Source organism: Streptomyces sp. MBT65 (assembly GCF_016612545.1).
GTDB lineage: Bacteria > Actinomycetota > Actinomycetes > Streptomycetales > Streptomycetaceae > Streptomyces.
The window spans coordinates 11,155-37,023 of sequence record NZ_JAENRY010000049.1 but is presented as its reverse complement, the minus strand read 5'-3'; the positions used below and the strand labels follow the sequence as shown (position 1 = coordinate 37,023).

Genomic DNA, 25,869 nt, shown 5'->3' with positions numbered 1-25,869 from the left:
CTTGGCGGGCGGGGCGATCGTCTTCCCTGTCGGAGGCGACGGGGTGCGGTGATGCCACCGCTGACCGCTGCCCTGCGCGGAGCCGCCGCTCGGGCCCGTCGGCGCGGCTTCGGGATCGTCCCGTCGCTCGACTCGGGTGTTCCGCTCAGTGTCTTCTTGAAGGCACCCCGGGACCCCGTCCGCCGGAGCCACAGCCACCGTTCTGCCGCCGCTCTCGAGCCCGTGACCGCCGACGGCTGGGCCTGGCGTGGCTCACCGATCCCCACGGGACGAAGAACATCTGTCCGGAGGCGGCTCCGACTCAGCACACCTGCGGGTGGTCCTCCGAGGAGACCGAGCGGCTGCCGGCACTCGCCCTGCTGGACTCGGATCACCATCATCGCCAGGTGTGCCGGACACCGGTGCTGCCGCCCGCCGCCGCACAGGAGCAGGAACCGTCCGAGCGGGCCCGAACACCGGCCCCAGGTACACCGGATCATGCTCGGCGCGCCGGTCGGTCACGGCTTCTCCCGTCACCGCGAGTGGCATCTCTCCGACTACGCGGCCGCGGAGTTGCCGGGCCTGCCGCAGGGCCGCCTGTCAGCTGTCTCGCCCGGTGGTCGTGACCATGTCCCGGTCGAAAGCACCGGTTCCGCCGACACGCAGGCCTTGTTACCGCGATGATCACGGATCCCGGCGGTGCTACAGCGAGGACGACATGATGTCTCAGGGTACGGGGCGGCCAGGTGCCGCACCGAGGGCGGCGGCACCGCCGACTCTGTTCGGTCCGGTCCCGCCGGCAGGGCGCGGGGTGCTGTGGTGGCTCGGCTGGCTCATTCCGGTGATCGCCGCCCACCGGATGTGCACACCGACCCGTCCAGGCCGGGTCATCGACCCCCTGATCGAACGAGTCCGGTTCTGGCGCACGGTGCTGGCGATCACGCTGACCGTCTGCGCCTGGCTGGCCCTCCACCTCGTTCCCCTGCGCGAGATACCCGGACAGCTGTACGAGAGTTTCTCCCTCGGCCTCCTCATCCTCGAACTGCTCTTCCTGTTGGCCCTCGCAGCTGTCTCCATGGCACCCAAGGGACGCAGACGGGCGGCGGCGTCCCGGTGGCGCGGCGCCTTCCTCGCCTTCGTCCTGGTCGAAGCCGCCGTCGTGCTGTTCCGGAACACCGGTTCCCACTGGCCGCCGACCTCACCCCTGAGCGCCGCCTGCGCACTGTGGCTCCTGCTCTTCGGCGGGTCCGGCGGACTTCTGCTCCTCTCCAACGGATGCCGCACCGCCGACGTCAACGACGCTCTGCCGACACTTGTGCCTCTCCTGCCGATCCTGCCCATGACCCTCCCGCTCGCGTTCGTGGACCCCACGTACGACCGGGTCCCCCTCGCGCTGCGCCTGCTGGTCCAACTCACGGGCCCGGTAAGCCTGTTGCTGCTCGCGCGGTGGGAACTGCGGCGACTGCGCACGCTGCATGACGTACGGGTCTCGCACATCTGGAACCGAGCCTGAGCCGGGTACTTGCCGTCGTACCGGCAGGCGGGCGTGGCTGTCGGCGCAGACCGTCCGCCGCAGTTCCAGTGGCCGACGCCCTGGACCGCGTCGCCTACCGCCCGAGCCGCAAACGAGGCGCGGTGCCTGTCTCTTGCCGCTCTCCGGTCATGTGCTTGAGACTGCCGGGATGATCGCCTGGTTGCGTGGGCCGGTTACGTCCTGGGCCGTGCGGCCCTCGTGGCGGGAGCCATGGCGCGCGACAACAGGGTCAGGACCAAGGCCGTCACGGAGGCGCTGGCCCGCTACGAAGCCGCGAAACCGGATCCCGCCGACGCCGTACCGGACGACGACCTCCGGCCGGGTATCGCCGGCGTCGCCGTCCTCGTCCAGGGGGACGGCGACACCCATCGCGCGTTCTGGGCAGTGATCATCGACATGGTGGCACGCGGGGTCCTGGAGCCGGGCACGGCGTACGACGGGAAGCCGACCCTGCGGCACTCGGCCGCCCATCGGACACCCGCGCCCGACACCTCGGACACGGAGCGGAAGATCTCGTCCCTCGCGAGCTACCGGAACCCCGCTTCCGTGGCCCCGCACAGCGTCACGCACCCGATCGCCCAAACCCTGCTCGCGGAGGGGTACTTACGGGGCAGAGGAGCGTTCATCGACTTCAAGGCTCCTCGCCCGGTGTGGTGCCGGACGGTCACCGCACTGACCCTGCCGCTCGCCGCGCCGATGATGTTCCTCTTCCTGCACTGGCGGTACGGACTGGTGGCGACGTGGACAGCGATCGCGATGGTGGTGGTCGCCTGGGGACTCACCATGCTGGACGGAGAGCCCGCCGCGCTGCGGCTGCCCGTGCTGACGGCGCGCGGCGATCAAGTGGTCCGTCAGGCGCGGGCGCGTCACGCGCATCTGGATCCGGCGAAGCGGACCGAGCCGTACGCTCCCGGTGAGGCGGCGTCCGCCCACGCCGTCTTCGGCCCGGAGGCATACGACCACTTCGCCTCACACACCTGGTTTCTCCGCCGCGGTCGACGAGGGCACCGACAAGCGCCGGCAGAACGAGGCCGCCGAGGAACTGCGGCGCAGCCGGACCAACTTCAACGGGTGAGAGTTCCGTTTCCATGGTCCGCAGTTCGATTCATGGGGGCGACGATCCGGAGTCGGGTCCGCGAGCTGGTAGCGGCTCCGGCCCGGGTGGATGACGCACGGCAGCCTTCGGGGCCCGGAACCCGTCCGGCGGAGTACCGGGGCTTCCTTCTCGAAGTCGGCGACGGCGGTGCAGGGCCGGGCTACGGGCTCAACATCCCGCATCGGACGGAACCGCCGTGCAGATCCCTACGGCAGACCGTCATGCAGAACCGCTGTCACGCTCCATGGCGTCGCCCTGAACATCGAGCGCCTCAACGGCCCGCCGACCGAATCGAACTCAGGGGTTACGGGAGAGGTCGAGCGTCCTCAGGGACGTTTTTGTTGGGACAGTTTCCTGAGCTCCTCGGGACCCTCGCCAGACCCACTCCTCATGGAGCTGCGACCCAGCCGGCACTCACCTGAACCGCCCTGTGCCACAGGTGGACGACTCGTCGGGGAGTCCTCCGTGGCGTCCACCGGTACCCCCGGCCGCCGGACGGCCTCAGTGCACGCTCCTGCTCAGGCAGAACCGGGCAGAACACCGCTGGGACAGCACGCCCACCCACGTCCATGCAGGTCAGATGCCCATCCACCGACGCAAGCAGACCTGGCCCCAAACCCACGAGCAGCGGATCCAGTCCATTCAGGCAAAGTTGACGATCCGACACCCAGAAAATGAACGTTTCCGCATTTCACGGGGGTGCATGGTGGGGCGGGTGGGACTCGAACCCACGGCCGACGGATTATGAGTCCGCTGCTCTAACCGGCTGAGCTACCGCCCCATTACGGCGCGTCGCGCACATTTGTACGCGCCGTCTGCCGCAGCATAGCCGCTCATACGATCTCCTGCTTCGGATGGTCGACTTCGCACGACCATGAGGACTGCGGCACGTCACGAGCGGTTCCGGGGGACATGAAAAAGGACCCCATCGGGGTCCTCGTCCACTCGCCAAGCACTGCCAACTCCTGGCTCTCCCGACTGGACTCGAACCAGTAACCTGCCGGTTAACAGCCGGCTGCTCTGCCAATTGAGCTACGGAAGATCGAAGCTCCCCCGACTGGACTCGAACCAGTAACCTGCCGGTTAACAGCCGGCTGCTCTGCCAATTGAGCTACAGGGGAATGCCTCGTTGCATCGAACGTACCTCCCTGGGTATTCGCCAGGGGGCGTGTGCTCGCTGCGACACATACATTAGCGCAAGCAGGGGGGTGCTCCGCCAATCGGTTCCCCCGGCAGCGATGCCGCGCCGGAGACCTGTGCAAGGGACCTACGCAAGGGAAGGGTGGCCGTCATGCGCTACAAGCTCACGTTCGTCGTCGGACTGGCTCTGGGTTACGTGCTGGGCACGCGGGCCGGACGCGAGCGCTACGAGCAGCTGAAGAAGTCGGCGCGTCAGGTCGCGCAGAACCCGGCCGTCCGCAACACCGCCGAGAGCGCGGCGCAGCAGGGCCGCCAGTTCGCGGGCAAGGCGTACCACGCGGTCGGTGACAAGGTCGGCGACCGGGTCCCCGACTCGGTGGCCCAGCGCGTACGGTCCCTGCGTGAGCGCAACGCGAACGGCACGGGCCAGGACGACTGGGGCACCAGCAACACCTAGGGAGACGCGACCCGGCGCCGCCACCTCCCGCCGTACGGCAGAATTTCTGCCATGGGGATAGTCGCCGGGTTGGACAGTTCGCCCGATTTCACTCGTATCGTCGTCTGTGACACGGACACGGGGTCCGTGCTCAGGCAGGGATATGCGCCGCATCCGGTCGAAACCGAGACCGAGGGCGGCGGGCGGCCCTCCGATGTCGATCCACAGGCCTGGCTGCTGTCGCTGGGCGAGGCGGCCGGCGGGGGGCTGCTCGAAGGTGTGCAGGCCATCGGCGTGTCCGCGCAGCAGAACGCGGTCGTGCCGCTGGACGGGCAGGGCAACACCGTGCGGCCGGCGATGGTCGGCGGTGACAAGCGGGCGCAGGTCGCGGCGGCCGATCTGATCGACGCGCTCGGCGGGCGTGAGGCGTGGGCGCAGGCGGTGGGTTCCGTACCGCAGGCCGCGCAGCCCGTCACCAAGCTCCGCTGGCTCAACAAGACCGAGCCCGACAATGCCCGACGAACCGCTGTGCTGATGCAGGCTCACGACTGGCTGGTGTGGCAGCTGCTCGGGCGGCCGGTGCGGCGGACGACCGATCGCGGCGGGGCCTCCGGGACCGGGTACTGGTCCGCCGCCAGTGGCGGCTACCGGCCCGATCTCGTCGAACTCGCCCTCGGTCACCAGGCCATGCTGCCCGAGGTGATCGGGCCGTCCGACGCGGCCGGTACCACCCCGGAGGGGCTGCTGATCTCGGCCGGCACCGGCGAGACCATGGCCGCCGCCTTCGGGCTCGGCATCGGGTTCGGGGACGCGGTCGTCTCGCTCGGCGCCTCCGGGTCCGTGATGGCCGTACACCATGAGGCGCTCGTCGATCAGAGCGGGATGATCACCTCGCTGGCCGACGCGACCGGGATGCATCTGCCGGTCGTCACCACGCTCAATGCCGTACGGACGCTGCGCGGTGCCGCCGAGCTGCTCGGGCTGTCCGATCTGGAGAGCCTGTCCGAGCTGGCGATGAAGTCGACGCCGGGGGCGCACGGGCTGGTGTTCCTGCCGTATCTGGAGGGTGAGCGGACGCCCAATCTGCCGCACACCGCCGGGACGCTGGCCGGGCTGCGGCGGGAATCGATGAAGGCGGAGCATCTGGCGCGGGCCGCGTTCGAGGGCATGCTGTGCGGGCTCGCCGACGCGCTGGACGTGCTGCGCGGGCGCGGTGTCGCGGTACGGCGGCTCTTCCTGCTCGGGTCGGCCGCCGAGCTGCCCGCCGTACAGGCCGCGGCGCCCGCGCTGTTCGGGACGCAGATCGTCGTACCGCAGCCCGCCGACTACGCCGCGATCGGCGCCGCCCGACAGGCCGCCTGGGCGCTCGGGGTCTCCCAGGGCACCCTCGACCCGCGCACTCCGCCGCCCTGGCAGGGGCCGGTCGCCCAGGTCTTCGAGCCGGGCGACGAACTGGCCGTAGGACAGGCGGTGCGTCAGCAGTACGTGTCCGTACGGGAACAGACCCATCCGGGCGCGTTCCGCTCGTAGGAGGTCGCGCGTTCCGCTCTTAAGGGTTCATAAGGGCACCAAGGGCACTGCTGTTGGCTTAATCAGTTGAGGTAACGCGGGTGGAGTGTCCGACGATGGGTGCGAGGGGCACATCCGCCCGCCCCTCACCGCCGATCCGAGAGACGTAGCGTGCTCATACGACTTCTGCGGACCTATCTCAGGCCCTACAGGAAACCCATCTCCCTGCTGGTGCTGCTGCAGTTCCTGCAGACCTGCGCCACCCTCTACCTGCCCACCCTGAACGCGCACATCATCGACAACGGCGTCGTGAAGGGGGACACCGGTTACATCCTGTCGTTCGGTGCCCTGATGATCGGGATCTCGCTGGTCCAGGTCGTGTGCAACACGGGTGCCGTGTACTTCGGCGCACGCACCGCGGCGTCCCTCGGCCGGGACATCCGGGGTGCCATCTTCGACCGGGTGCAGTCGTTCTCGGCCCGCGAGGTCGGTCACTTCGGCGCTCCCTCGCTGATCACCCGTACGACCAATGACGTGCAGCAGGTCCAGATGCTGGCCCTGATGACGTTCACCCTGCTGGTGTCGGCGCCGATCATGTGCGTCGGCGGGATCATCCTGGCGCTCGGTCTGGACGTGCCGCTGTCCGGGGTGCTGATCGCGGTGGTGCCGACGCTGACCATCTGCGTGACGATCATCGTGCGGCGGCTGCGGCCGCTGTTCCGGGCCATGCAGGTGCGGCTCGACGCGGTGAACCGGGTGCTGCGCGAGCAGATCACCGGCAACCGGGTCATCCGCGCCTTCGTCCGGGACGAGTTCGAGAAGGACCGGTTCCGGAAGGCGAACGCCGACCTGACCGAGATGCAGCTGAAGTCGGGCAACCTGCTCGCGCTGATGTTCCCGGTGGTCATGACCACGGTGAACCTGTCGTCGATCGCGGTGGTGTGGTTCGGCGCGCACCGGATCGACAGCGGCGGGATGCAGATCGGTGATCTGACCGCGTTCCTCGCCTATCTGATGCAGATCGTGATGTCCGTGATGATGGCCACCTTCATGTTCATGATGGTGCCGCGCGCGGAGGTCTGCGCCGAGCGCATCGAGGAGGTCCTCGACACCGAGTCCAGTGTCGTGCCGCCGGTGGCTCCCGTCCTCGAGCTGCGCCGGCACGGGCATCTGGAGGTCCGCGGGGTCGGCTTCTGCTACCCGGGTGCCGAGGAACCCGTACTGAAGTCCATCGACCTGGTGGCCCGCCCGGGCGAGACGACGGCCGTGATCGGCTCGACCGGCAGCGGAAAGTCCACCCTTCTGAGTCTGGTCCCGCGTCTGGTTGACACGACCGACGGCGAGGTCCTCGTCGACGGTGTCGACGTGTCGACCATCGACCCGGTGCTGCTGGCCAAGACGGTCGGCCTGGTCCCGCAGAAGCCGTATCTGTTCGCGGGGACGGTCGCCACCAACCTTCGCTACGGCAATCCCGACGCGACGGACGAGGAGCTGTGGCACGCGCTGGAGGTGGCGCAGGCCAAGGGCTTCGTCGAGCAGTTGGAGAACGGGCTGGACTCGCCCATCGCGCAGGGCGGCACCAATGTCTCCGGCGGTCAGCGGCAGCGGCTCGCGATCGCCCGGACACTCGTGCAGCGGCCGGAGATCTACCTCTTCGACGACTCCTTCTCCGCCCTCGACTACGCGACGGACGCGGCGCTGCGGGCGGCGCTCTCCCAGGAGACCGCCGAGGCGACCGTGGTGATCGTGGCGCAGCGGGTGGCGACGATCAGGGACGCCGACCGGATCGTCGTACTCGACGAGGGGCGGGTCGTGGGGACGGGCCGGCATCACGAACTGATGGCGGACAACGAGACGTACCGAGAGATCGTGCTCTCCCAGCTCACGGAAGCGGAGGCTGCCTGATGGCCGGGCCCATGGGGCGGATGATGGCCGGGACGGGCCCCGACGCCCGTTCGATGGACTTCAAGGTGTCCGGCAAGCGGCTGATCGGGCAGTTCAGGCCGGAGCGGCTGACCATCGGCATCCTGCTGGTGTGCGTGGTGATCAGCGTGGGGCTGAACGTGGTGGGGCCGAAGATCCTCGGCAACGCCACCGACCTGGTCTTCGCGGGCATCATCGGGCGGCAGATGCCGGCCGGGACGACCAAGGCGCAGGCCCTCCAGGCGATGCGCGACCGGGGCCAGGGCTCGGTCGCGGACATGCTCAAGAGCACGGACTTCACCCCGGGCAAGGGCATCGACTTCACCTCGGTGGGGCATGTGCTGCTGCTCGCGCTGGGCACGTTCATGGTGGCCGGGCTGCTGATGGCGGTGGCGACCCGGATGGTCAACCGGGCGGTCAACCGGACCATGTTCCGGGTGCGCGAGGACGTGCAGACGAAGATGTCGCGCCTCCCGCTGTCGTACTTCGACAAGCGGCAGCGCGGTGAGGTGCTCTCGCGCGCGACCAACGACATCGACAACATCGGGCAGACGCTCCAGCAGTCGATGGGCCAGCTGATCAACTCGCTGCTCACGATCATCGGCGTCCTCGCGATGATGTTCTGGGTGTCCTGGCTGCTGGCGCTGGTCGCGCTGGTGACCGTGCCGCTGTCGTTCCTCGTCGCCACCCGCATCGGCAAGCGCTCGCAGCCGCACTTCGTGCAGCAGTGGCGCTCGACGGGCAAGCTCAACGCGCACGTCGAGGAGATGTACACCGGGCACAACCTGGTGAAGGTGTTCGGGCGGCAGGACGAGTCGGCGAAGCTGTTCGCCGAGCAGAACGACGCGCTGTACGAGGCGGGGTTCAAGGCGCAGTTCAACAGCGGGGTCATGCAGCCGCTGATGATGTTCGTGTCGAACCTCAACTACGTGCTGGTGGCGGTCGTCGGCGGCCTGCGGGTCGCGTCCGGCTCGCTCTCCATCGGTGATGTGCAGGCCTTCGTCCAGTACTCGCGCCAGTTCTCGATGCCGCTCACCCAGGTCGCGTCGATGGCGAACCTGGTGCAGTCGGGCGTCGCCTCGGCGGAGCGCATCTTCGAACTCCTCGACGCCGAGGAGCAGGCCCCCGACCCGATGCCGAGCGAGCGCCCGGAGGAACTGCGCGGCCTGGTCGCCCTGGAGCACGTCTCCTTCCGCTACGACCCCGACAAGCCGCTCATCGAGGACCTCTCGCTCACGGTGGCACCGGGCCACACGGTCGCGATCGTCGGCCCGACGGGCGCCGGCAAGACCACCCTCGTCAACCTCCTCATGCGGTTCTACGAGGTCTCCGGCGGCCGGATCACCCTCGACGGCGTGGACATCGCGCGCATGTCCCGCGACGAACTCCGCGCCCATATCGGCATGGTGCTCCAGGACACCTGGCTGTTCGGCGGCTCGATCGCCGAGAACATCGCGTACGGCGCGTCCCGGGAGGTCACCCGGGGCGAGATCGAGGAGGCGGCGCGGGCGGCGCACGCCGACCGGTTCGTCCGTACGCTGCCCGAGGGCTACGACACCGTCATCGACGACGAGGGCTCGGGCGTCAGCGCCGGTGAGAAGCAACTCATCACCATCGCGCGGGCGTTCCTGTCCGACCCGACGATCCTGGTCCTCGACGAGGCGACCTCCTCCGTCGACACCCGTACGGAGGTCCTGATCCAGAAGGCGATGGCCAAACTCGCCCACGGCCGCACGTCGTTCGTGATCGCGCACCGGCTCTCCACGATCCGGGACGCGGACACGATCCTGGTCATGGAGAACGGCTCGATCGTCGAACAGGGCGCGCACGCCGAGCTGTTGGCGGCGGACGGGGCGTACGCACGGCTGTACAAGGCGCAGTTCGCGCAGGCGGTGGCCGAAGTCGACTAGGGCGGACCGGAGTTCGGGGCGCTCATCGTCGGATGGGCGCCCCTTCTCCGTCCGGGGGTCAGTCGAGGTAGCCCCGGAGCTGGTCCGCGAACGCGTGGTCCCTGAGTTTGTTCAGGGTCTTGGACTCGATCTGGCGTATCCGCTCCCGGGTCACCCCGAAGATCCGCCCGATCTCCTCCAGCGTGCGCGGACGCCCGTCCGCGAGGCCGTACCTGAGCTGTACGACCTTCCGCTCCCGCTCCCCCAGGGTCGACAGGACCGCCTCCAGGTGCTGCCGCAGCAGCAGGAACGCGGCGGACTCCACGGGGCTGGTGGCGTCGCCGTCCTCGATCAGGTCACCGAGCGCGACGTCGTCCTCCTCCCCCACCGGCGCGTGCAGCGACACCGGCTCCTGGGCCAGGCGCAGGACCTCGCTGACGCGTTCCGGCGCGAGGTCGAGATGGTCGGCCACCTCTTCCGGTGTGGGCTCGTAGCCGCGCTCCTGGAGCATCCGGCGCTGGACCCGGACGACCCGGTTGATGAGTTCGACGACATGCACCGGGACGCGGATCGTGCGGGCCTGGTCGGCGAGGGCCCGGGACATGGCCTGCCGGATCCACCAGGTGGCGTACGTCGAGAACTTGTAGCCGCGGGCGTAGTCGAACTTCTCGACCGCCCTGATCAGCCCCAGGTTTCCCTCCTGGACGAGGTCGAGCATGGTCAGCCCGCGTCCGACGTACCGCTTGGCCACGGAGACGACGAGCCGCAGGTTCGCCTCGATCAGGCGGCGCTTGGCCATCCGGCCCAGGACGACCAACCGGTCCAGGTCCAGGGCGAGTTGGCTGTCCAGGTCGGAGGCGCCGGCGAGCTTCTCCTCGGCGAACAGGCCGGCCTCGACGCGGCGGGCGAGATCGACCTCCTCGGCCGCGGTGAGCAGCGGGATACGGCCGATCTCGCGCAGGTACTGGCGGAACAGGTCCGAGGAGGGCGCGCCGTTGTCGGCGGCGGCCCGGCCGCGGGGCCGTACGTCGGGCTCGGGGGCCTCGGCGGTCTCCACCGCTTCGGCCGTCGGTTCTTCGAGCTCGGGCGGGCTCTCCGCTTCCGCGATCTCGGGGTGGTGCGCGGCACGGCTCTGCGGGGGGACGGTCGCGAGGACATCGGTCTCCGCGTCCGGTTCCGCGCCGTCCGTCGTGCTGGTCTCGGTCTGGTCGAGGGTCTGGGTCTGCACGGGGGCGACCTCCAGGATGATCGCTGCCAGGGGGTACGGCAGCGGTACTTCGGGGGCGGAATCGGCGGCCTCGCCGCAATCCGTCCCGTACTCGATGAGCGGAACCGCGGGGGTGAAGGACCCGCTGGGGACGGATCGGCCGCGCTCCGAGGACTCAGGCACCGGAACCCAGTGTGGAGTACGACACATCGCCGCCACGAGGGGCGTGCGGTGACTTTTTGAGTCCGTTCCGTGACTACGTGCTCAGAGCGCTGAGGCGCCGTGCACCTGGAGTGCCTGGTCGTACTGCTGAAGGACCCACAACTCGTTCTGTACGGCGGCCAGTTCGGCCGAGTCTCCGTGGCTGCCGAGGCGGGTGAGCGTGCCCTGGATGTCCTGGATCCGGCGCACCACGGCTCTTCGGCGGACGGTGACGAGTTGCTCGCCCGCGTAGTTCTCGTCGACCGTGCGGCGCATGATCGCCTCGACGGCGAGCTCGGTGACCATCGCGCGGACCGCGTCGTCCGGTGCCGCCTCACGGACCCGGACGAGATAGTCCTGGGCGTCCTGGAGGCCGTACTCGGCGCCGCCCGCCTCGATGATCGCCTCGCGGACGGCGGCGTACGGCGGGGCGGTGAACTCGTCGACGCCGTACGCGTCGAAGGCCGGGGAGACCAAGTCGGGGCGCTGGAGGGCGAGTTTGAGGAGTTCGCGCTCGGTGGCGAAGACCGGGTTGCGGAGGGTGAGGGCGGGGCCGCCGGTGAGGGTGCGGGGGGTGGTGTCGTAGTGCTGCTCGGCGGTGCCCCTCGTCGGTGCCGGGCCCTTGCCGCCGCGGTCGCGGGCCCAACGGGCCAGCTGGGCGACCCTCTTGACCACGAACTGGGTGTCGAGGATGCCGAGCATGCCGGCGAGCTGGACGGCGACCTCGTGCTGGGCGCCGCTGTTCTTGATGCGGGCGACGATGGGGGCGGCCTCGTCCAGGGCGGCGGCGCGGCCGGCGGGGGTGTCGAGGTCGTAGCGGACGACGATCTGGCGGAGCGCGAACTCGAAGAGCGGAGTGCGGGGTTGGACCAGGTCGGCGACCGCCTCGTCGCCCTTGGCGAGGCGCAGCTCGCAGGGGTCCATGTTGTCGGGGGCGATCGCGATGTAGGTCTCGGCGGCGAACTTCTGGTCGTCCTCGAAGGCGCGCAGGGCCGCCTTCTGGCCGGCCGCGTCGCCGTCGAAGGTGAAGATCACGCGCGCCGAGCCGTTGTCCATCAGCAGTCGGCGGAGGATCTTGATGTGGTCGCCGCCGAAGGCCGTGCCGCAGGTCGCGATGGCGGTGGTGACTCCGGCGAGGTGGCAGGCCATGACGTCCGTGTAGCCCTCGACGACGACCGCGCGGGAGGACTTGGCGATGTCCTTCTTGGCGAGGTCGATGCCGTAGAGGACCTGGGACTTCTTGTAGATCGCGGTGTCGGGCGTGTTGAGGTACTTCGGGCCGTTGTCCGACTCGTAGAGCTTGCGGGCGCCGAAGCCGACGACCTCGCCGCCGATGTCGCGGATCGGCCACATCAGACGGCCGCGGAAGCGGTCGATGGGGCCGCGGCGGCCCTCCTGGGCGAGGCCGGAGAGGAGGATCTCCTTGTCGCTGAAGCCCTTGCCGCGGAGGAACTTGGTGAGGTGGTCCCAGCCCTGCGGGCTGTAGCCGACGGAGAAGTGCTCGGCGGCGGACTGGTCGAAGCCGCGCTCGGCGAGGAACTTGCGGCCGGTGTCCGCCTCGGGGCTGACGGCGAGCTGCTCCACGTAGAAGTCGGCGGCCACCTTGTGGGCCTCGACCAGGCGGATGCGCTCGCCGCGCTGGTGGGCGGGGTTGTACCCGCCCTCCTCGTACCGCAGCGTGATGCCGGCCTGGGCGGCCAGGCGCTCGACCGACTCCGAGAAGGTGAGGTGGTCGACCTTCATCACGAACGTGATGGTGTCGCCGCCCTCCTGGCAGCCGAAGCAGTGGAAGAGACCCTTGCTGGGGCTGACCTGGAAGGACGGTGACTTCTCGTCGTGGAAGGGGCAGAGGCCCTTGAGGTTGCCACCGCCCGCGTTCCGCAGCTGGAGGTACTCGGACACCACGGCGTCGATCGGGACCGCGTCCCGAACCGCCTTCACGTCCTCGTCGTTGATCCGTCCTGCCACGCGTGAATTCTACGGGGCCGGACTGACACCAGTGACGAGCAGGAGCTCTAGACGACCAGGCTGTCCAGTGGAACGTGTGGGTCCGCGAGGGCCTCGGTGTCCACGCGGGTACGGGAGCGGATGAGCTGCTGGATGGGCTCTGTGACGTCCCACACATTCACATTCATCCCGGCCAGCACCCGTCCCTCCTTCAGCCAGAAGGCGATGAACTCCCGCTTGCCCGCGTCTCCCCGGATCACCACTTCGTCGTAGGAGCCCGGGGGCGCCCAGCCGGAGTACTCCATACCCAAGTCGTACTGGTCGGAGAAGAAATAGGGCACGCGGTCGTAGGTGACGTCCTTGCCGAGCATCGCGCGGGCCGCCGCCGGGCCGCCGTTGAGGGCGTTGGCCCAGTGCTCCACGCGCAGCCGGGTGTCGAAGAGGGCGTGGTGGAAGGCGGCCACGTCACCGGCCGCGTAGATGTCGGGGTCGGAGGTGCGCAGCTGGGCGTCGACCGCGATGCCGCCGCCGTGCGCGCGGTCGGCGAGTTCCAGTCCGGCCGCCTCGGCGAGCGCGGTGCGGGGGGCCGCGCCGATGGCCGCGAGGACGTCGTGCGCGGGGTGCTCCTCGCCGTCGTCGGTGCGGGCGGCCAGCACCATGCCGTCCTGGCCGACGATCTCGGTGAGCTTCGCGCCGAAGTGGAAGCGGACGCCGTGCTCGGCGTGCAGGTCGGCGAAGAGCTGGCCGAGTTCGGGGCCGAGGACGCCGTGCAGCGGGGTCTGCGAGGGTTCCACGACGGTGACCTCGGCGCCGTACTCACGGGCCGCCGCCGCGACCTCCAGGCCGATCCAGCCGCCGCCGGCGATCACCAGATGGCCGTTGTCCCGGCCCAGGGAGGCGAGGACGTGCTTCAGGCGCTCGGCGTGCGAGAGGCGGCGCAGGTGGTGGACGCCCGCGAGGTCGGTGCCGGGGATGTCGAGCCGGCGGGGCTCGGAGCCGGTGACGATGAGCAACTTGTCGTAGCGGACGAGCGTTCCGTCGTCCCCGAAGCGGACCGTCTTGGCGCTGCGGTCGATGGCGTCGACGGTCTGGCCCAGGTGCAGTTCGATGTCGTTGCGCGCGTACCAGGCGGGTTCGTGGACGAAGACGGTGTCGCGCTCCTCTTTACCGAGGAGGTAGCCCTTGGACAGCGGCGGGCGCTCGTACGGGTGGTCGCGTTCGTCGCAGATCAGTATCACGCGGCCGGTGAAGCCCTCCGCTCGGAGCGTCTCGGCCGCCTTGGCGCCGGCCAGGCCTCCTCCGACGATGACGAATGTCTGATCCGCGTCGACCACTTGATGCCTCCTCGTAACGGTGCCGCCATAGGCGAGCCTCCCGCACGCAGTGTGATGCGGGAAGGGGGTGTGGCCCGATCAGGCCACGGAGGGTCACATTCGGGCTTGTTTCGCGTCACTGTGCCCCAGCGATGTGAGATGCGCGTGAAGAGACCGCGCCGACGCGTCCGTCAGCGAGGCGATCTGATCGACGATCACGCGCTTGCGCGCGCGGTCGTCGGGCGCGTCGTCGAACTGGGCGCGGAACTGCGGCTCCAGGCCGTCGGGGGCGCGGGTCGTCAGCACCTGCGCCAACTCCGCGACCACGATCCGCTCGTTGGCGCGGATCAGTTCCTGCTCGGCGCGCTGCATCACGTACCGGTCGGCGACCGCCTTGAGGACCGCGCATTCCAGCCGTGCCTCGTGCGGTACGACGAGTTCGGCGTCGTAGCGGGTGAGGCGGCCGGTGCCGTACGCCGTGCGCGTGGCGGCCTCGGCGGCCAGGCAGAAGCGGCCGATGAGCTGGCTGGTGGCGTCCTTGAGGCGGGCCTGGGCGACCGCCGAGCCGTCGTAGCCGTGCGGCCACCACGGTTGGTTCTGGAGCCGGTCCAGCGCCTCGGCGAGTTCGTCGGGGGCCGTGTCCGCGGGGACGTAGCGGCCGATGGCCACCTTGAAGATCTCCTGGCGTTCCGGTTCCGCGTGCAGGTAGTTGGGGTCGATGTGGCCCGCGTGCAGGCCGTCCTCGACGTCGTGCACGGAGTACGCCACGTCGTCCGACCAGTCCATGACCTGGGCCTCGAAGCACGTGCGCGTGCCGGGGGCGTCCTTGCGGACCCAGTCGAAGACGGGTCTGTCGTCGTCGTAGACACCGAACTTGGGGGACTTGGGGTCGGTGGGGTGCGCTCCGCGCGGCCAGGGGTACTTGGTGGCGGCGTCGAGGGTGGCCCGGGTGAGGTTGAGGCCGACGGAGCCCGTGGCGGTGAAGCGTTTGGGCTCGATGCGGGTGAGGAGTCTGAGGGACTGGGCGTTGCCCTCGAAGCCGCCGCAGTCGTCGGCGAAGTCGTTCAGCGCCTGTTCGCCGTTGTGGCCGAAGGGAGGGTGACCGAGGTCGTGCGAGAGACAGGCGGCTTCCACGAGGTCGGGGTCGCAGCCCAGGGCCGCGCCCAGCTCCCGGCCCACCTGGGCGCACTCCAGGGAGTGGGTGAGGCGGGTGCGGGGGCTGGCGTCCCAGGCCTGGCTGCGCGTTCCCGGGGTGACCACCTGGGTCTTGCCGGCGAGCCTTCTGAGCGCGGCGGAGTGCAGTACGCGCGCGCGGTCACGCTGAAAGGCGGTGCGGCCGGGGCGTTTGTCGGGTTCGGGGGCCCAGCGTTCGGTTGCGTGCGCGTCGTAGGACATGTCTCGACAGTAAGCGCAGGCAGTGACAATTCAGGAGTTGCGGGGCACGTGGGCGTCCGCCGGGGGCCGCCCTTGGGGGGTCGGCCGCTGGGGGATCGGCCCCTTCGTCGTCTTCAGGCCGTCGCCAGCTCCGGGGCCGTGACCTCCGTCGTCGCCAACGCCTGGTCGTAGCGGTGCAGGACCAGGCGGGCCATCGCGGGATGCGCACCCAGAGGGGCCGATGCGATCCAAGGAGCCTGCTCCGCGCACTGCGTGGCAAAGCGGCCCGGGGCCGTGAAGCAGGACGCCACCGCCACCCTGTGGCGGCCTCGGGCGGCCAGCGCGCGGACCGCTGCCTGGACCGTGGGGGTCGCCGCCGAGGCGTACGCGGGGATCACCGGTACTCCCAGGCGGTCGGCCAGGAGTTGGGCGGTGTGGTTGGTGTCGACCTTGGAGTCCGGGTCGCGGGAGCCCGCCGCGGCCAGGACCACGGCGCTGCCCCGACGGGTCCGGTCGTCCGTCCGCGTGCGCCAACCCGCTTCCACCAGGCGGTCGTACAACGTCTCCACCAGGAGGGGGTGCGGGCCCAAAGGGGGTGCCACGCGCGTGCGTGCCGGTGTGTCGGCCGCCAGTTCGGGGATGTCGCGCTTCACGTGGTAGCCGCGGGCCAGGAGGAGGGGGACCAGGACGGCGTCCGTGGTGCCGAGGGCCGTGAGGGTGTCCGGGAGGCTGGGTTCGTTGAGTTCGATGTGGCCCAGGTGGACGGGGAGGCCGGGGCGGAGTTCGCGGACGCGTTCCATGAGGGCTCGTACGGTGCTCAGGGCGCGCGGGTCCCGGCTGCCGTGGGCCACCAGGACGAGCGCGGGCGGGCCGGGGCGCCGGCTGCCGTCCAGGGAGACGAGGCTGAGCTGGTCGGCGAGTTGGCTGCTGATCCGGTTCATGAGATGCGCCGTACTGTCGAGGGTCGTGGAGTCGTCGTGGGGATGATGCGACGCCGTCATGGACTGATGGTGGCGGTGGGAGGTTGCCGCCCCGTTGCACGGGAATGACAGGTCTTTTCCGGGGGTTCACGGTGGGGCGCGGGGGCTGTGTGAGGTCACGTGACCTGCGGCTTCCGGGTTCACAGTGAAGCCGGTCACACTGCGGTCGGCGAACCGGACGGGGTTACGGCGCGTCTGTGACTGTCGAACCCGAACGGGGAGGGGCCCTTTTCATGCGTCGCCTGAGACTCCACAGACCTCGGCTGCCACGCACGCGTGCCGGGTGGCGGCAGCTCGTGCAGGGGGTGGCCGCCGGGTGTGTCCTCGCGCTGCTGCCGGCGACCTGGCTGTGGGTGGTGACGGCCGACCGGCTCGGGTCCGTGCGGGACGCGCCGCGCACGGAGGTCGCCGTGGTCTTCGGTGCCGGGCTGTGGGACGGCGAGCCGTCGCCGTATCTCGCGCACCGGCTGGACGCGGCGGCGACGCTGTACCGGGAGGGCCGGGTGAAGGTCGTCCTGGTGACCGGCGACAACAGCCGCAAGGACTACGACGAGCCGGACGCGATGCGCGTCTACCTGGCGAAGCACGGGGTGCCACGCGCGCGCGTGGTGACCGATTACGCCGGCTTCGACACCTGGGACTCCTGCGTCCGCGCCAAGAAGATCTTCGGCGTCGACAAGGCCGTCCTCATCAGCCAGAACTTCCACATCCGGCGGGCGGTCGCGCTGTGCGACGCGGCGGGGGTCGACTCGTACGGCGTCGGGGTCGACGAAGCGCACAACGTGACCTGGTACTACGGCGGCACGCGCGAGGTGCTCGCGGCGGGCAAGGCGGCGCTGGACCTGCTGTTCCATCCCGATCCGCACTTCCTCGGGCCGAAGGAGACGGGGGTCGCCCGGGCGCTGGCCTCCGGCGGCAACTGAGGCCCGTTCAGCGGCGGCCCAGCCAGTCGCCGCTCTCGATCAGCCTGCCGTGGGCGCGGAGGGCGGCGGTGACGGCGGGGGCCGCGAAGTACACCCAGGCGCGGACGGCCGTGCCGTCGGCCTCGCGGGTGACCTCGCGTTCGACACGCTCGTAGAGGTTGCGCGGGTCGCCGGGAGCGTAGTCCTCAAGTCGGTCCAGTTCCCTGAGGAGTCGGGGGTAGGCCTCGGGGTGCGCTGTGACGAGTTCGCCGCGGACGACGGACCCGGGGGCCTCTACGGCGTACGGGTAGCCGGGGCCTTCATAGAGGGCTGCGCCGTGGAGCCGGGCCCGTTCTTCGGAGTCCGTACGGCCGCGGAGGTACTGGTCGTGGTTGGGCTCGCCCGGGCGGAGGGTGCCGTAGACGAAGAAGGGGAACTGGCTCGGGGGTGTCGTCATCGGTCTCCTCGGGCCCGGAAGTCTGTGCATACGAGAAGCCTGTGCATGCGCTATGGACATGACATGTCATGGCCCTTTAAATCTCATTCAACATCAACGCAGCCCCCACGCCCCCCACTTGCGTTCTTGAGGAGACCCATGAGCCGGACACGGCACTTCCGAGGTTCCCGTCTCGCCACGGCCGGTATCGCGGCCGGCGCCGCGACCCTGCTGGCCGCCACTCTCGCCCCCACCGCCCAGGCGGTCGACCGTCCGACCCGGAGCACCGCGATCGCGAACGCCGCGTCGGCGCTGGTCGCCCATGCCGCGAACCTCGGCCTCACCGCCGCGGAGGACACGTCCGTCCGTGACGTGATCGTCGACCGGGACGGCACCCAGCACGTCCGCTACGACCGGACCTACCGTCAACTTCCCATCCTGGGCGGCGACTTCGTGGTCCACCTGGCCCCGAACGGCAGCTACCGGAGCGCCGACCGCGCGAGTCGGACCTCCATATCCCTGGCGACCGTGACGCCGAAGGTGGCCGCCCCGAAGGCGGCGGACCTGGCGGTGAACGCGCTGCGGGCGGCGCATCTCGGCGAGGCACTGAAGAGCGTGACCGCCAAGCCCCAGCTGGTAGTTGACGCCCTGCACGGCGCCCCGAGGCTCGCCTGGCGGACGAACGTGGTCGCCAAGGACTCGCTCGGCAACCCGGTCGCCCGCACGGTGCTGACCGACGCCCGCACCGGCGCCCAGATCGACGCCTGGGACAGCGTCGAGACGGCGACCGGGGACGGGCAGTCGCTGTACGGCGGGACGGTGCCGTTGGAGACGACGCTGTCGGGATCGTCGTATCAGCTCAAGGACGCGACGCGCGGCGGGACTTACACCGGTGACGCGGCGAACAAGACCGACCTGTGCATCTTCGGCATCTGCATCGTCCGCGCCCCGTCCACGGTGTTCACGGACTCCGACAACCACTGGGGTACGGGGGCGACTTCGGACCGTTCGTCGGCGGCGGTGGACGCGCAGTACGGCACGAACGAGACCTGGGACTACTACAAGAACGTGCACGGCCGCAACGGCATCGCGGGCGACGGCAAGGGCTCGTACAACCGCGTCCACTACGGCAACGCCTACAACAACGCGTTCTGGGACGACAGTTGCTTCTGCATGACGTACGGCGACGGTGACGGGACGCAGCTCGGTCCGCTGGTGGCGCTGGATGTCGCCGGGCACGAGATGACGCACGGCGTGACGTCCAAGACGGCGGCGCTGACGTACTCGGGCGAGTCCGGCGGTCTCAACGAGGCGACCTCCGACATCCTGGGCACGCTGGTGGAGTGGTACGCCAACAACTCCTCCGATCTCGGGGACTACTTGATCGGCGAGAAGATCGTCCGCGCCGGGTTCGGCAAGCCGGCGCTGCGGTTCATGGACCAGCCGTCGAAGGACGGGAACTCGGCGGACTGCTGGAGTTCGTCGGTGGGGAATCTCGACGTGCACTATTCGTCGGGGGTCGCCAACCACTTCGCGTATCTGCTCGCGGAGGGCAGCGGCGCGAAGAGCATCAACGGCGTCAGCTACAACTCGCCCACATGCAACAGCTCTTCGGTGAGCGGCATCGGCCGGGACAAGCTCGGGGCCATCTGGTACCGGGCGTTGACGGTCTACATGACGTCCTCGACGAACTACGCGGGGGCCCGGACGGCGACGCTCAACGCGGCCAAGGACCTGTACGGGAACGGAAGTTCGGAATACAACGCGGTGGCCGCCGCATGGAGTGCGGTCGCCGTGGGGTAAAGCCGGGGATTCCGCGGAATCCGGCTACAACCATCGGCACACCACGCGGGTCTCCCCCTCTGAACCGTGAGACTTCCGATTTCGCGTGGGTCAGGAGTGCCTGCTCCCGAGCCCCAGAGCTGATATGGACTGCCATGTCTACGCATGCCGGGGTGACGGAGCGGGCGCTCATTCCATCCGGAAAACGAAGAGCACCAAGACATGCCTCCCTCGTTTTACAGCAACGACCGTCTGCTCAACGACCGGCCACTCAGCGGCGGTTGTACGCCATCGACGGAATGCGGCTGCTCGCCGCCCTGTTCGTGGCCGCGCACCACTACGCCGGTACCTGGCGGGTCAACCAGCCGGACAACCTGATCTGGGACCGGCCGGTGTCGGACATCATGCCCACGGTGTTCCGGTTCTCGGCCTATGGCTGGATCGGCGTCGAGATGTTCTTCGTGATCAGCGGCTTCGTGATCTGCATGTCCTGCTGGGGCCGCACCCCGCGGCAGTTCTTCACCTCGCGGGTGATCCGGCTCTACCCGGCGTACTGGTTCTCCATCGTCTTCACCACGGGCGTCCTGGTGACCCTGCCCGGCGTGTGGGACCGGCAGAAGGTGCGCGAGATCCTGCTCAACTTCACGATGCTGCAGTCCGGTTCGGGGGTCTCGAACGTCGACGGGGTGTACTGGACCCTCTGGTCGGAGCTGCGTTTCTACCTCCTCTTCATGGCGGTCGTCATCACCGGCCTCACCTACCGCAAGGTCGTCCTCTTCTGCTGTTTCTGGGGCGCCGCCGCGATGATCACCCCGGCCGCGCGGTTTCGTCCCCTGACGCTGGTCGTCAACCCGGAAGGCGCCTGGTACTTCATCGCCGGCCTCGCGCTTTACCTCATGTACCGGTTCGGGCAGGACCTGTTGCTCTGGGGAATCCTCGGACTGGCCTGGCTGATGGGCCAGTTGGAACTCGGGCACCGGATCGACACTGTCGAGCGGGTCTCCAGTTGGCGTGCCAGCATCGTGCTCTTCACCGTGTTCCTGCTGGTCATGGCCGCGATCGCGCTCGGCGCGACCGACGGTGTCCGCTGGAAGTGGCTCACCACGGCCGGCGCGATGACGTACCCCTTCTACCTGATGCACTACCTGGCCGGTACGACCGTCATCGCCCACTACCGCGACACCATGGACCCCCGGCTCCTGGTGGTCTCGGTGATCTCCGGTTTCCTGGTGCTGAGTTGGCTGGTCCATCGTCTGGTGGAGCGCCCGGTGGCCCGGCTGCTGAAGAACGGACTGGACACGTCGTTCGCGCGGCTCCGCAATACGGTGAACGCACCTTGACGCACCGGTGCCGTGTGCCGCTTCCGCCACGCGTTGCGTGGTCGCTCCAGCAGGCCTGCGGTTTCGGCGATCGCTCGAACAATGGAGGTGAAGACGGCCACTTCGAAGAATTCTTCGACACAGAGATGCGAGGGGAATTCCCCGCTGCCGAAGAACAGCGGGACGACTATGAATCCGGCGCCTGACCCCATAGAGCCCCTCCGTAGCTTTCGTTGACCCGTCGTCAGGCGTCAGATTATCGGTCGCCCTGGCTACGCTGGATCTTCTGGGGCTGGGTCTGCCCGGCCGGTTTCAGACAGGCCCTTGTCAACAATCTGACAGGATCCTCATATCGCTTGGCCACAGTGGCCGCCATGACGAACCCCTCTCATCGCAGCCGGCCGGTTCCGGGCCGCTCCGCGCGGGCAGCCCTGTTCACCGCCATCGGCGCAACGGGCCTTGTCGTCCTCACCGCGTGCGGTGGCGGCGGCTCGGGCAGCGGGAGTGACAGAAGCAGTGCCGGCGACAGCGATGTCGCCTCGATCGCGAGCCCGAGCAAGGCAGTCGGGACACCGACGCGGACAACGGACCCCGACGCCGGCCGCCCCGTCATCCGGCTGGACAGCTCCACCGAGGAGACCAACCGGATGTGGGACAGCTGGTACGCCTGCTTGAGGGCGAAGGGCGGCCCGCTGAAGGGGGCGCCGAGCACCTCGGCCGAGAAGGCCGGAGCGAAGGCTTGTGCGTCGAAGCAGCCGATTACGCCGCCGGAGCTGGACCCGGCCAAGAATCCGGACTACTCCGACGACCTGCGGGTCATGGTGAAGTGCCTGAACGCCCACGGCGTCAGGGCCACCATGGTCGGCGGCTCCGATTACTCGTTCGACCAGAGCCAGCCGAATCCTCCGCACTTCAATGAGATCGAAACCGCCTGCCAGGTGAAGGCCTTCCAGAAGAAGTAGGCGTGTACGCAAGGGCGTTGGGCCGTCCAACGGCCCAACGCCCTTCGTTCATGTCGTTCATGTCGTTCATGTCGTTCATGTCGTTCATGTCGTTCATGCTGACGCGAGGGCCTCGGTGGGGGTGAGGCGGGCGGCCCTGATGGACGGGTAGACACCGGCGATCATGCCGACGAGTACGGCGCCACCGAACCCTTCCGCCACCGAGGTGAGCGGGACGACCGGCGGCCAGTGCTGGTAGGTGGCGTAGCCGACGGTGGCCAGGACGCCGAGGACCGTACCGGCCACGCCGCCGAGCGCGGACAGTACGACGGACTCCGTGAGGAACTGACCGCGGATCTGGCCCCGGTTGGCGCCCAGCGCGCGGCGCAGGCCGATCTCACGGCGGCGTTCGAGGACCGAGATGACCATGGTGTTGGCCACTCCGATACCGCCGACCAGCAGCGCGACTCCGGCGAGTCCCAGGAAGAGGGCGGAGAAGGTCGTCTGGGTGGCGCGCTTCGCGGCCAGCGCGTCGGACGGGCGGCTGATCTGGACCATGCCGGGCAGTTCCGGGTAGACCGTGGCGGGCAGCACGCCCGGGACCGCCTCCATGGCGGATTCCCTGGCCTTGATGTAGATCACCGTGGGGTGTCCGTCGAACTTCAACTGGGTGCGGGCGGCGTCCCATCCGACGAGTACCGAGCGGTCGATGTCGGGGGAGAGCGGGGTCCGGGCAAGGATGCCGATGACCGTGAACCAACGGTCGTTGATGTAGATCTGCGGGGCGGGTCCCCGGTCGTTCAGCTTCGCGAAGCCGAGCCGGGCGGCGGCGACCGAACCGAGCACCGCGGTGGGGAACCTCTCGGTGGCGGCGTTGAGGAAGCGGCCCGACCGCACCTCGGCGTTGATGGCCGGGAGCAGGTCGACCTTGCTGGCCAGGATGGTGAGTCCGGCGTAGTCGCTGGGGTCGACACGGTCCGAACGGTGCACGGTGGCATGGGTGTTGGCGACGGCACTGGCCATGGTGACCGGACCGATACGGCGGACCATGTCCACCGATTCCGGCGGGAGCAGCACCGGTGAGTTCGGATTGGGGACCGGCTGCGCCTGGAGCATGTTGGTGCCCATCGCCGAGAGCTCGTTCAGCAGCGCCTTCTGGCTGGAGGCCGGGATCCCGGTGACGACGATCATGGTGGCGATGCCGATCGAGATGCCGAGGGCCGACAGCGCGGCCCGCATCTTCCGGGTACGGATGCCGAGCAGACCCAGCCCCAGAAGATCCAGCGGGGCCAGCCGTACCGGCCTGCTGTTCGCCTCGGTGACGGTGGTGTTCATGACCCCTCATACGTGTCGGCGACGAGGCGCCCGTCGAGGATCTCCACCCGGCGGGGCAGCCGCTCGGCGATGTCCCGGTCGTGGGTGATGATCGCGATGGTGGTGCCCTCGTCGTTCAGCTCGGTCAGCAGTTCGAGGACGGCCCGTCCGTTGGCGGTGTCCAGCGCGCCGGTGGGCTCGTCGGCGAGCACCAGCGCGGGGTTGTTGACCAGGGCCCGGGCGATGGCGACGCGCTGGCGTTCACCGCCGGACAGCTGGTGCGAGAGGTGTCCGGCCCGCTGGCCCAGGCCGACCCGGGCCAGCGCCTCCAGCGCCAGCGGACGGCGCCGGCCGCGCGGCACACCCGCGTAGAGCAGACCGGTGGCGACGTTCTCGGCCGCGGTCAGCCCCTCGGTGAGATGGAACTGCTGGAAGACGAAGCCGAGCCAGCGGCCACGCAGCGCGGAGAGCCGCCGGTCGGAGAGCGAGGAGACGTCCCGGCCGCCGATCTCCACGGTGCCGCTCGTCGGCCGGTCCAGGGTGCCCATGATGTTCAGCAGAGTGGACTTGCCGGACCCGGAAGGTCCGACGATGGCCAGCAGTTCACCGGTCTCGATGGCCAGTGAGACATCGTCCAGCGCGTTGACCCCGCCGGGATACGCCATGCTCGCGTTGCGGACGGTGAGTACGGGACGTGTGCGGTCGGTCATGAGGCCGTGGCCACCTTGGTGCCCGCGGTGATGCCGGTGCCGCTCACTTCCACCAGTCCCTTGGCGAACATCCCCGTCTCGACGGCCAGCAGACGGCCGCCGGGGAGCTGGAGCGCGTAACCGCCGCCGCTCAGCGCGAGCAGCGCGCCGACCGGCACGGCCAGTACGCCCTTCTTGGTCTGCCCGGTGAACTGCACTTGTACGGGTGCGGAGTTGAGGCGGCTCAGCGCCGCCGTGCCGTCCAGCGAGACGGTCACCACCAGCTGCGGTGTGCCGCCGGAGTCACCGCCTGCCTGGTCGGAGGCCTGGGCATCCGTGCTGATGGCGGAGACGGTGCCATGGGCCTCGGAGTTGTCGGGCAGCGTCACGGTCGCCTTGTCGCCCTGCTGGATCGAGTCGACATCGGTCGCATCCACCGGCACCGACACCGACTTGGCGGTGCCGGTGACCGACATCAGCGTTCCGGTGGCCGGGTCGCCGGGCTGCGCCTGTACGGCACCGACCCGTACCTCGCCCGGCAGCACCGCCACGTCGCCGGCGCCGAGGACCCCGGTGGAGGGCATACCGACCTGGGTCTGCCACCGCCCGACCGCCGCGATCAGGGAGGCGGTGAGCACCCCCTCGCCGGGCTTGACCCGGACGTAGGACGGCGACGGGGACGGTACCGGCGGCGCGGACGGCGCGGGCGACTCGGACGGCGAGGCACTCTCGGCGCCGGTCGGCTCCGGCCGCTGCATGACCCAACTGCCCGACGCCGGCTGGGCGCCGATGTCGTAGCCGAGCGCCCTGAGGTTGTCCGCGACCACCTTGACGTCCCTGCCCATGAGACCTCTGGTGTCCAGGGGGCGGAACAGCGGTGTGGTCCCGTAGAACACCGGCACCGGACGATCGTCCAGCCGGTACAGGGACCTGCCCCTGGACACCTTGGTCCCCACCGCCGGCAGCTGGGTGATCACGCCGTCCTTGCCGCCCTTCACCGATACGGTCCTGCCGTAGCCCAGGGTTCCGTTCAGCGAAAGGGTGCTGGACAGGTCGGTCCTGACCACCGTGACGGTGTTCACCCGGGGCGCATCGCTCGCCGCGGCGCCCGACGGCTTCCCACCACTCCTCACCCCGGCCAGGCTGGCCCCCACCACGCCTGCCGTGAGCAGTGCGGCCATCGCGATGACGACCCGTTTCCGCGCTTTCCCCGGCGCCGCGCCGCCGGGCGGCTCGTCGGCCTGAGCGTGCTCACTTCTTCGCACTGAAGGCCTCCAGCCGGCAACTGCTCTCGATCTCATCCGAATTGGCCGGCTGGTCGGTGGAGGCGTAGTTCCAGCCCGCGTTGTCGGGCAGCCCGACAACCTTGAGCCCCTTGGAGTTCATGCACCTGATCCATTCGCGGAAGTCATCCGCGTAGTGCGGGTTCTTCTTCGGGTCCGTCTCCACAGGCTGAAGCGGTTGCTTCGAGGCGCAGACCTTCGCCGCTGCGGGAAAGTCCGAAGCGTTCACGCCCGGGAAGATCCATTCGGCGCCCGCCGAGCCTTTCGTGTACGTCTTCACTCCGTGGTCCCGAAGGCAGGACACCCAGGCGTTGTTGAGCTTCCGGTGTTCCTCCTCGCTGCCGTCCAGGCGCAGTTGGGGGCGGCCGGAGTCGGGGTCGGCGCTCGGCCCGGCCGATCCGGCGCTCGCGGCCGGGCGGGAGATCGAGGCCACGTCGGTGTCACCGGCCTTGCCCGCACCGGAGGATCCGCCACCGCACGCGGTGAGCGCGGACATCGCCACCACCCCGAGGGCGGCCAACGCGACGGATCGGGACCCGGTGCTGTGGCCGCATCGGTTCGCGGGGTTGCGCGGCCTTCGGCCGCGCCGTCCGGCGGCGATGGAGGACGAACCGGCTACCGGACGGACCCGGGACACCTCTGCGGCCACAGCACCAACGCCTGGCCGGTCATTGA

Annotated in this window: 20 protein-coding genes and 3 tRNA genes; 10 read left to right on the top strand and 13 right to left on the bottom strand. The window is 69.4% G+C overall.

Annotated features, from left to right (window positions below; all coding sequences use genetic code 11):
- Window positions 1-697 precede the first annotated feature (697 nt).
- Together JHN63_RS13990 and JHN63_RS13985 are read left to right on the top strand one after the other, a co-directional pair.
- On the top strand, window positions 698-1,492 hold the full coding sequence (locus JHN63_RS13990; RefSeq protein WP_200680118.1) for a hypothetical protein: 795 nt from the start codon (window positions 698-700) through the stop codon (window positions 1,490-1,492).
- Between the two features lie 231 nt (window positions 1,493-1,723).
- Entirely contained in the window at window positions 1,724-3,031 is a 1,308-nt protein-coding gene (locus JHN63_RS13985; RefSeq protein WP_200680117.1) for a TIGR04222 domain-containing membrane protein, read from the top strand.
- Between the two features lie 282 nt (window positions 3,032-3,313).
- Here the strand turns inward: JHN63_RS13985 and JHN63_RS13980 are convergent.
- From JHN63_RS13980 to JHN63_RS13970, 3 genes are all read right to left on the bottom strand, one after another.
- Window positions 3,314-3,390 (bottom strand) — tRNA-Ile (locus JHN63_RS13980).
- A 185-nt stretch (window positions 3,391-3,575) separates the two neighbouring features.
- Window positions 3,576-3,651: transfer RNA gene (locus tag JHN63_RS13975), tRNA-Asn, on the bottom strand.
- Window positions 3,652-3,657: 6 nt separating this feature from the next.
- Window positions 3,658-3,730: transfer RNA gene (locus JHN63_RS13970), tRNA-Asn, on the bottom strand.
- A 170-nt stretch (window positions 3,731-3,900) separates the two neighbouring features.
- Between JHN63_RS13970 and JHN63_RS13965 the strand changes: the two genes are divergently transcribed.
- From JHN63_RS13965 to JHN63_RS13950, 4 genes are all read left to right on the top strand, one after another.
- Complete coding sequence (locus tag JHN63_RS13965; RefSeq protein WP_200680116.1) at window positions 3,901-4,206, top strand: YtxH domain-containing protein; 306 nt, start codon at window positions 3,901-3,903, stop codon at window positions 4,204-4,206.
- A 51-nt stretch (window positions 4,207-4,257) separates the two neighbouring features.
- Window positions 4,258-5,715: an FGGY-family carbohydrate kinase gene (locus JHN63_RS13960; protein WP_200680115.1), complete on the top strand. Its 1,458-nt coding sequence runs from the start codon at window positions 4,258-4,260 to the stop codon at window positions 5,713-5,715.
- A gap of 150 nt (window positions 5,716-5,865) precedes the next feature.
- On the top strand, window positions 5,866-7,599 hold the full coding sequence (locus JHN63_RS13955) for an ABC transporter ATP-binding protein (protein WP_200680114.1): 1,734 nt from the start codon (window positions 5,866-5,868) through the stop codon (window positions 7,597-7,599).
- On the top strand, window positions 7,599-9,527 hold the full coding sequence (locus JHN63_RS13950) for an ABC transporter ATP-binding protein (RefSeq protein WP_200680113.1): 1,929 nt from the start codon (window positions 7,599-7,601) through the stop codon (window positions 9,525-9,527). The genes JHN63_RS13955 and JHN63_RS13950 overlap by 1 nt, the downstream gene beginning before the upstream one ends.
- Before the next feature lie 58 nt (window positions 9,528-9,585).
- Here the strand turns inward: JHN63_RS13950 and JHN63_RS13945 are convergent, their stop codons facing one another.
- From JHN63_RS13945 to JHN63_RS13925, 5 genes are all read right to left on the bottom strand, one after another.
- Window positions 9,586-10,896, bottom strand: a complete 1,311-nt coding sequence (locus JHN63_RS13945; RefSeq protein ID WP_200680112.1) for an RNA polymerase sigma factor — start codon at window positions 10,894-10,896, stop codon at window positions 9,586-9,588.
- Window positions 10,897-10,977: 81 nt separating this feature from the next.
- Window positions 10,978-12,882: a DNA primase gene (gene dnaG, locus JHN63_RS13940; protein WP_200680111.1), complete on the bottom strand. Its 1,905-nt coding sequence runs from the start codon at window positions 12,880-12,882 to the stop codon at window positions 10,978-10,980.
- Between the two features lie 47 nt (window positions 12,883-12,929).
- A complete protein-coding gene (locus JHN63_RS13935) occupies window positions 12,930-14,195 on the bottom strand; it encodes an NAD(P)/FAD-dependent oxidoreductase (protein WP_200680110.1) in 1,266 nt (421 codons plus the stop codon).
- Window positions 14,196-14,288: 93 nt separating this feature from the next.
- Window positions 14,289-15,569, bottom strand: a complete 1,281-nt coding sequence (locus tag JHN63_RS13930) for a deoxyguanosinetriphosphate triphosphohydrolase (protein WP_200680109.1) — start codon at window positions 15,567-15,569, stop codon at window positions 14,289-14,291.
- Between the two features lie 113 nt (window positions 15,570-15,682).
- Window positions 15,683-16,549 carry a sirohydrochlorin chelatase gene (locus JHN63_RS13925; protein WP_200680108.1) on the bottom strand — a complete coding sequence of 289 codons (867 nt, stop codon included), beginning with the start codon at window positions 16,547-16,549 and terminating at the stop codon, window positions 15,683-15,685.
- 212 nt (window positions 16,550-16,761) lie between these two features.
- Here JHN63_RS13925 and JHN63_RS13920 point away from each other — a divergent pair, with 212 nt between their 5' ends.
- Window positions 16,762-17,451, top strand: coding sequence for a vancomycin high temperature exclusion protein (locus tag JHN63_RS13920; protein ID WP_200680107.1), 690 nt, complete (start codon window positions 16,762-16,764; stop codon window positions 17,449-17,451).
- Window positions 17,452-17,458: 7 nt separating this feature from the next.
- On the opposite strand, the gene JHN63_RS13915 is transcribed toward JHN63_RS13920, so the two are convergent.
- Entirely contained in the window at window positions 17,459-17,887 is a 429-nt protein-coding gene (locus JHN63_RS13915; protein ID WP_200680106.1) for a gamma-glutamylcyclotransferase family protein, read from the bottom strand.
- Window positions 17,888-18,025: 138 nt separating this feature from the next.
- Between JHN63_RS13915 and JHN63_RS13910 the strand changes: the two genes are divergently transcribed.
- The 3 genes from JHN63_RS13910 to JHN63_RS13900 all read left to right on the top strand — a co-directional run bounded on the left by JHN63_RS13910 (window position 18,026) and on the right by JHN63_RS13900 (window position 21,929).
- Window positions 18,026-19,669, top strand: a complete 1,644-nt coding sequence (locus tag JHN63_RS13910; RefSeq protein WP_200680105.1) for a M4 family metallopeptidase — start codon at window positions 18,026-18,028, stop codon at window positions 19,667-19,669.
- A gap of 260 nt (window positions 19,670-19,929) precedes the next feature.
- Complete coding sequence (locus JHN63_RS13905; protein ID WP_374222915.1) at window positions 19,930-20,988, top strand: acyltransferase family protein; 1,059 nt, start codon at window positions 19,930-19,932, stop codon at window positions 20,986-20,988.
- Window positions 20,989-21,341: 353 nt separating this feature from the next.
- Window positions 21,342-21,929 carry a hypothetical protein gene (locus JHN63_RS13900; RefSeq protein ID WP_200680103.1) on the top strand — a complete coding sequence of 196 codons (588 nt, stop codon included), beginning with the start codon at window positions 21,342-21,344 and terminating at the stop codon, window positions 21,927-21,929.
- 93 nt (window positions 21,930-22,022) lie between these two features.
- On the opposite strand, the gene JHN63_RS13895 is transcribed toward JHN63_RS13900, so the two are convergent.
- Genes JHN63_RS13895 through JHN63_RS13880 form a run of 4 tightly spaced genes read right to left on the bottom strand, consistent with a single transcriptional unit; the run spans window position 22,023 to window position 25,690 of the window.
- Complete coding sequence (locus tag JHN63_RS13895) at window positions 22,023-23,243, bottom strand: ABC transporter permease (RefSeq protein WP_200680102.1); 1,221 nt, start codon at window positions 23,241-23,243, stop codon at window positions 22,023-22,025.
- Window positions 23,240-23,932, bottom strand: a complete 693-nt coding sequence (locus tag JHN63_RS13890) for an ABC transporter ATP-binding protein (protein ID WP_200680101.1) — start codon at window positions 23,930-23,932, stop codon at window positions 23,240-23,242. Before JHN63_RS13890 ends, JHN63_RS13895 begins: the two co-directional genes overlap by 4 nt.
- Window positions 23,929-25,176 (bottom strand): hypothetical protein, encoded by a 1,248-nt coding sequence (locus tag JHN63_RS13885; protein ID WP_307781888.1) that lies wholly within the window; start codon window positions 25,174-25,176, stop codon window positions 23,929-23,931. The genes JHN63_RS13890 and JHN63_RS13885 overlap by 4 nt, the downstream gene beginning before the upstream one ends.
- Complete coding sequence (locus tag JHN63_RS13880; RefSeq protein WP_200680100.1) at window positions 25,163-25,690, bottom strand: hypothetical protein; 528 nt, start codon at window positions 25,688-25,690, stop codon at window positions 25,163-25,165. Before JHN63_RS13880 ends, JHN63_RS13885 begins: the two co-directional genes overlap by 14 nt.
- Window positions 25,691-25,869: the final 179 nt, after the last annotated feature.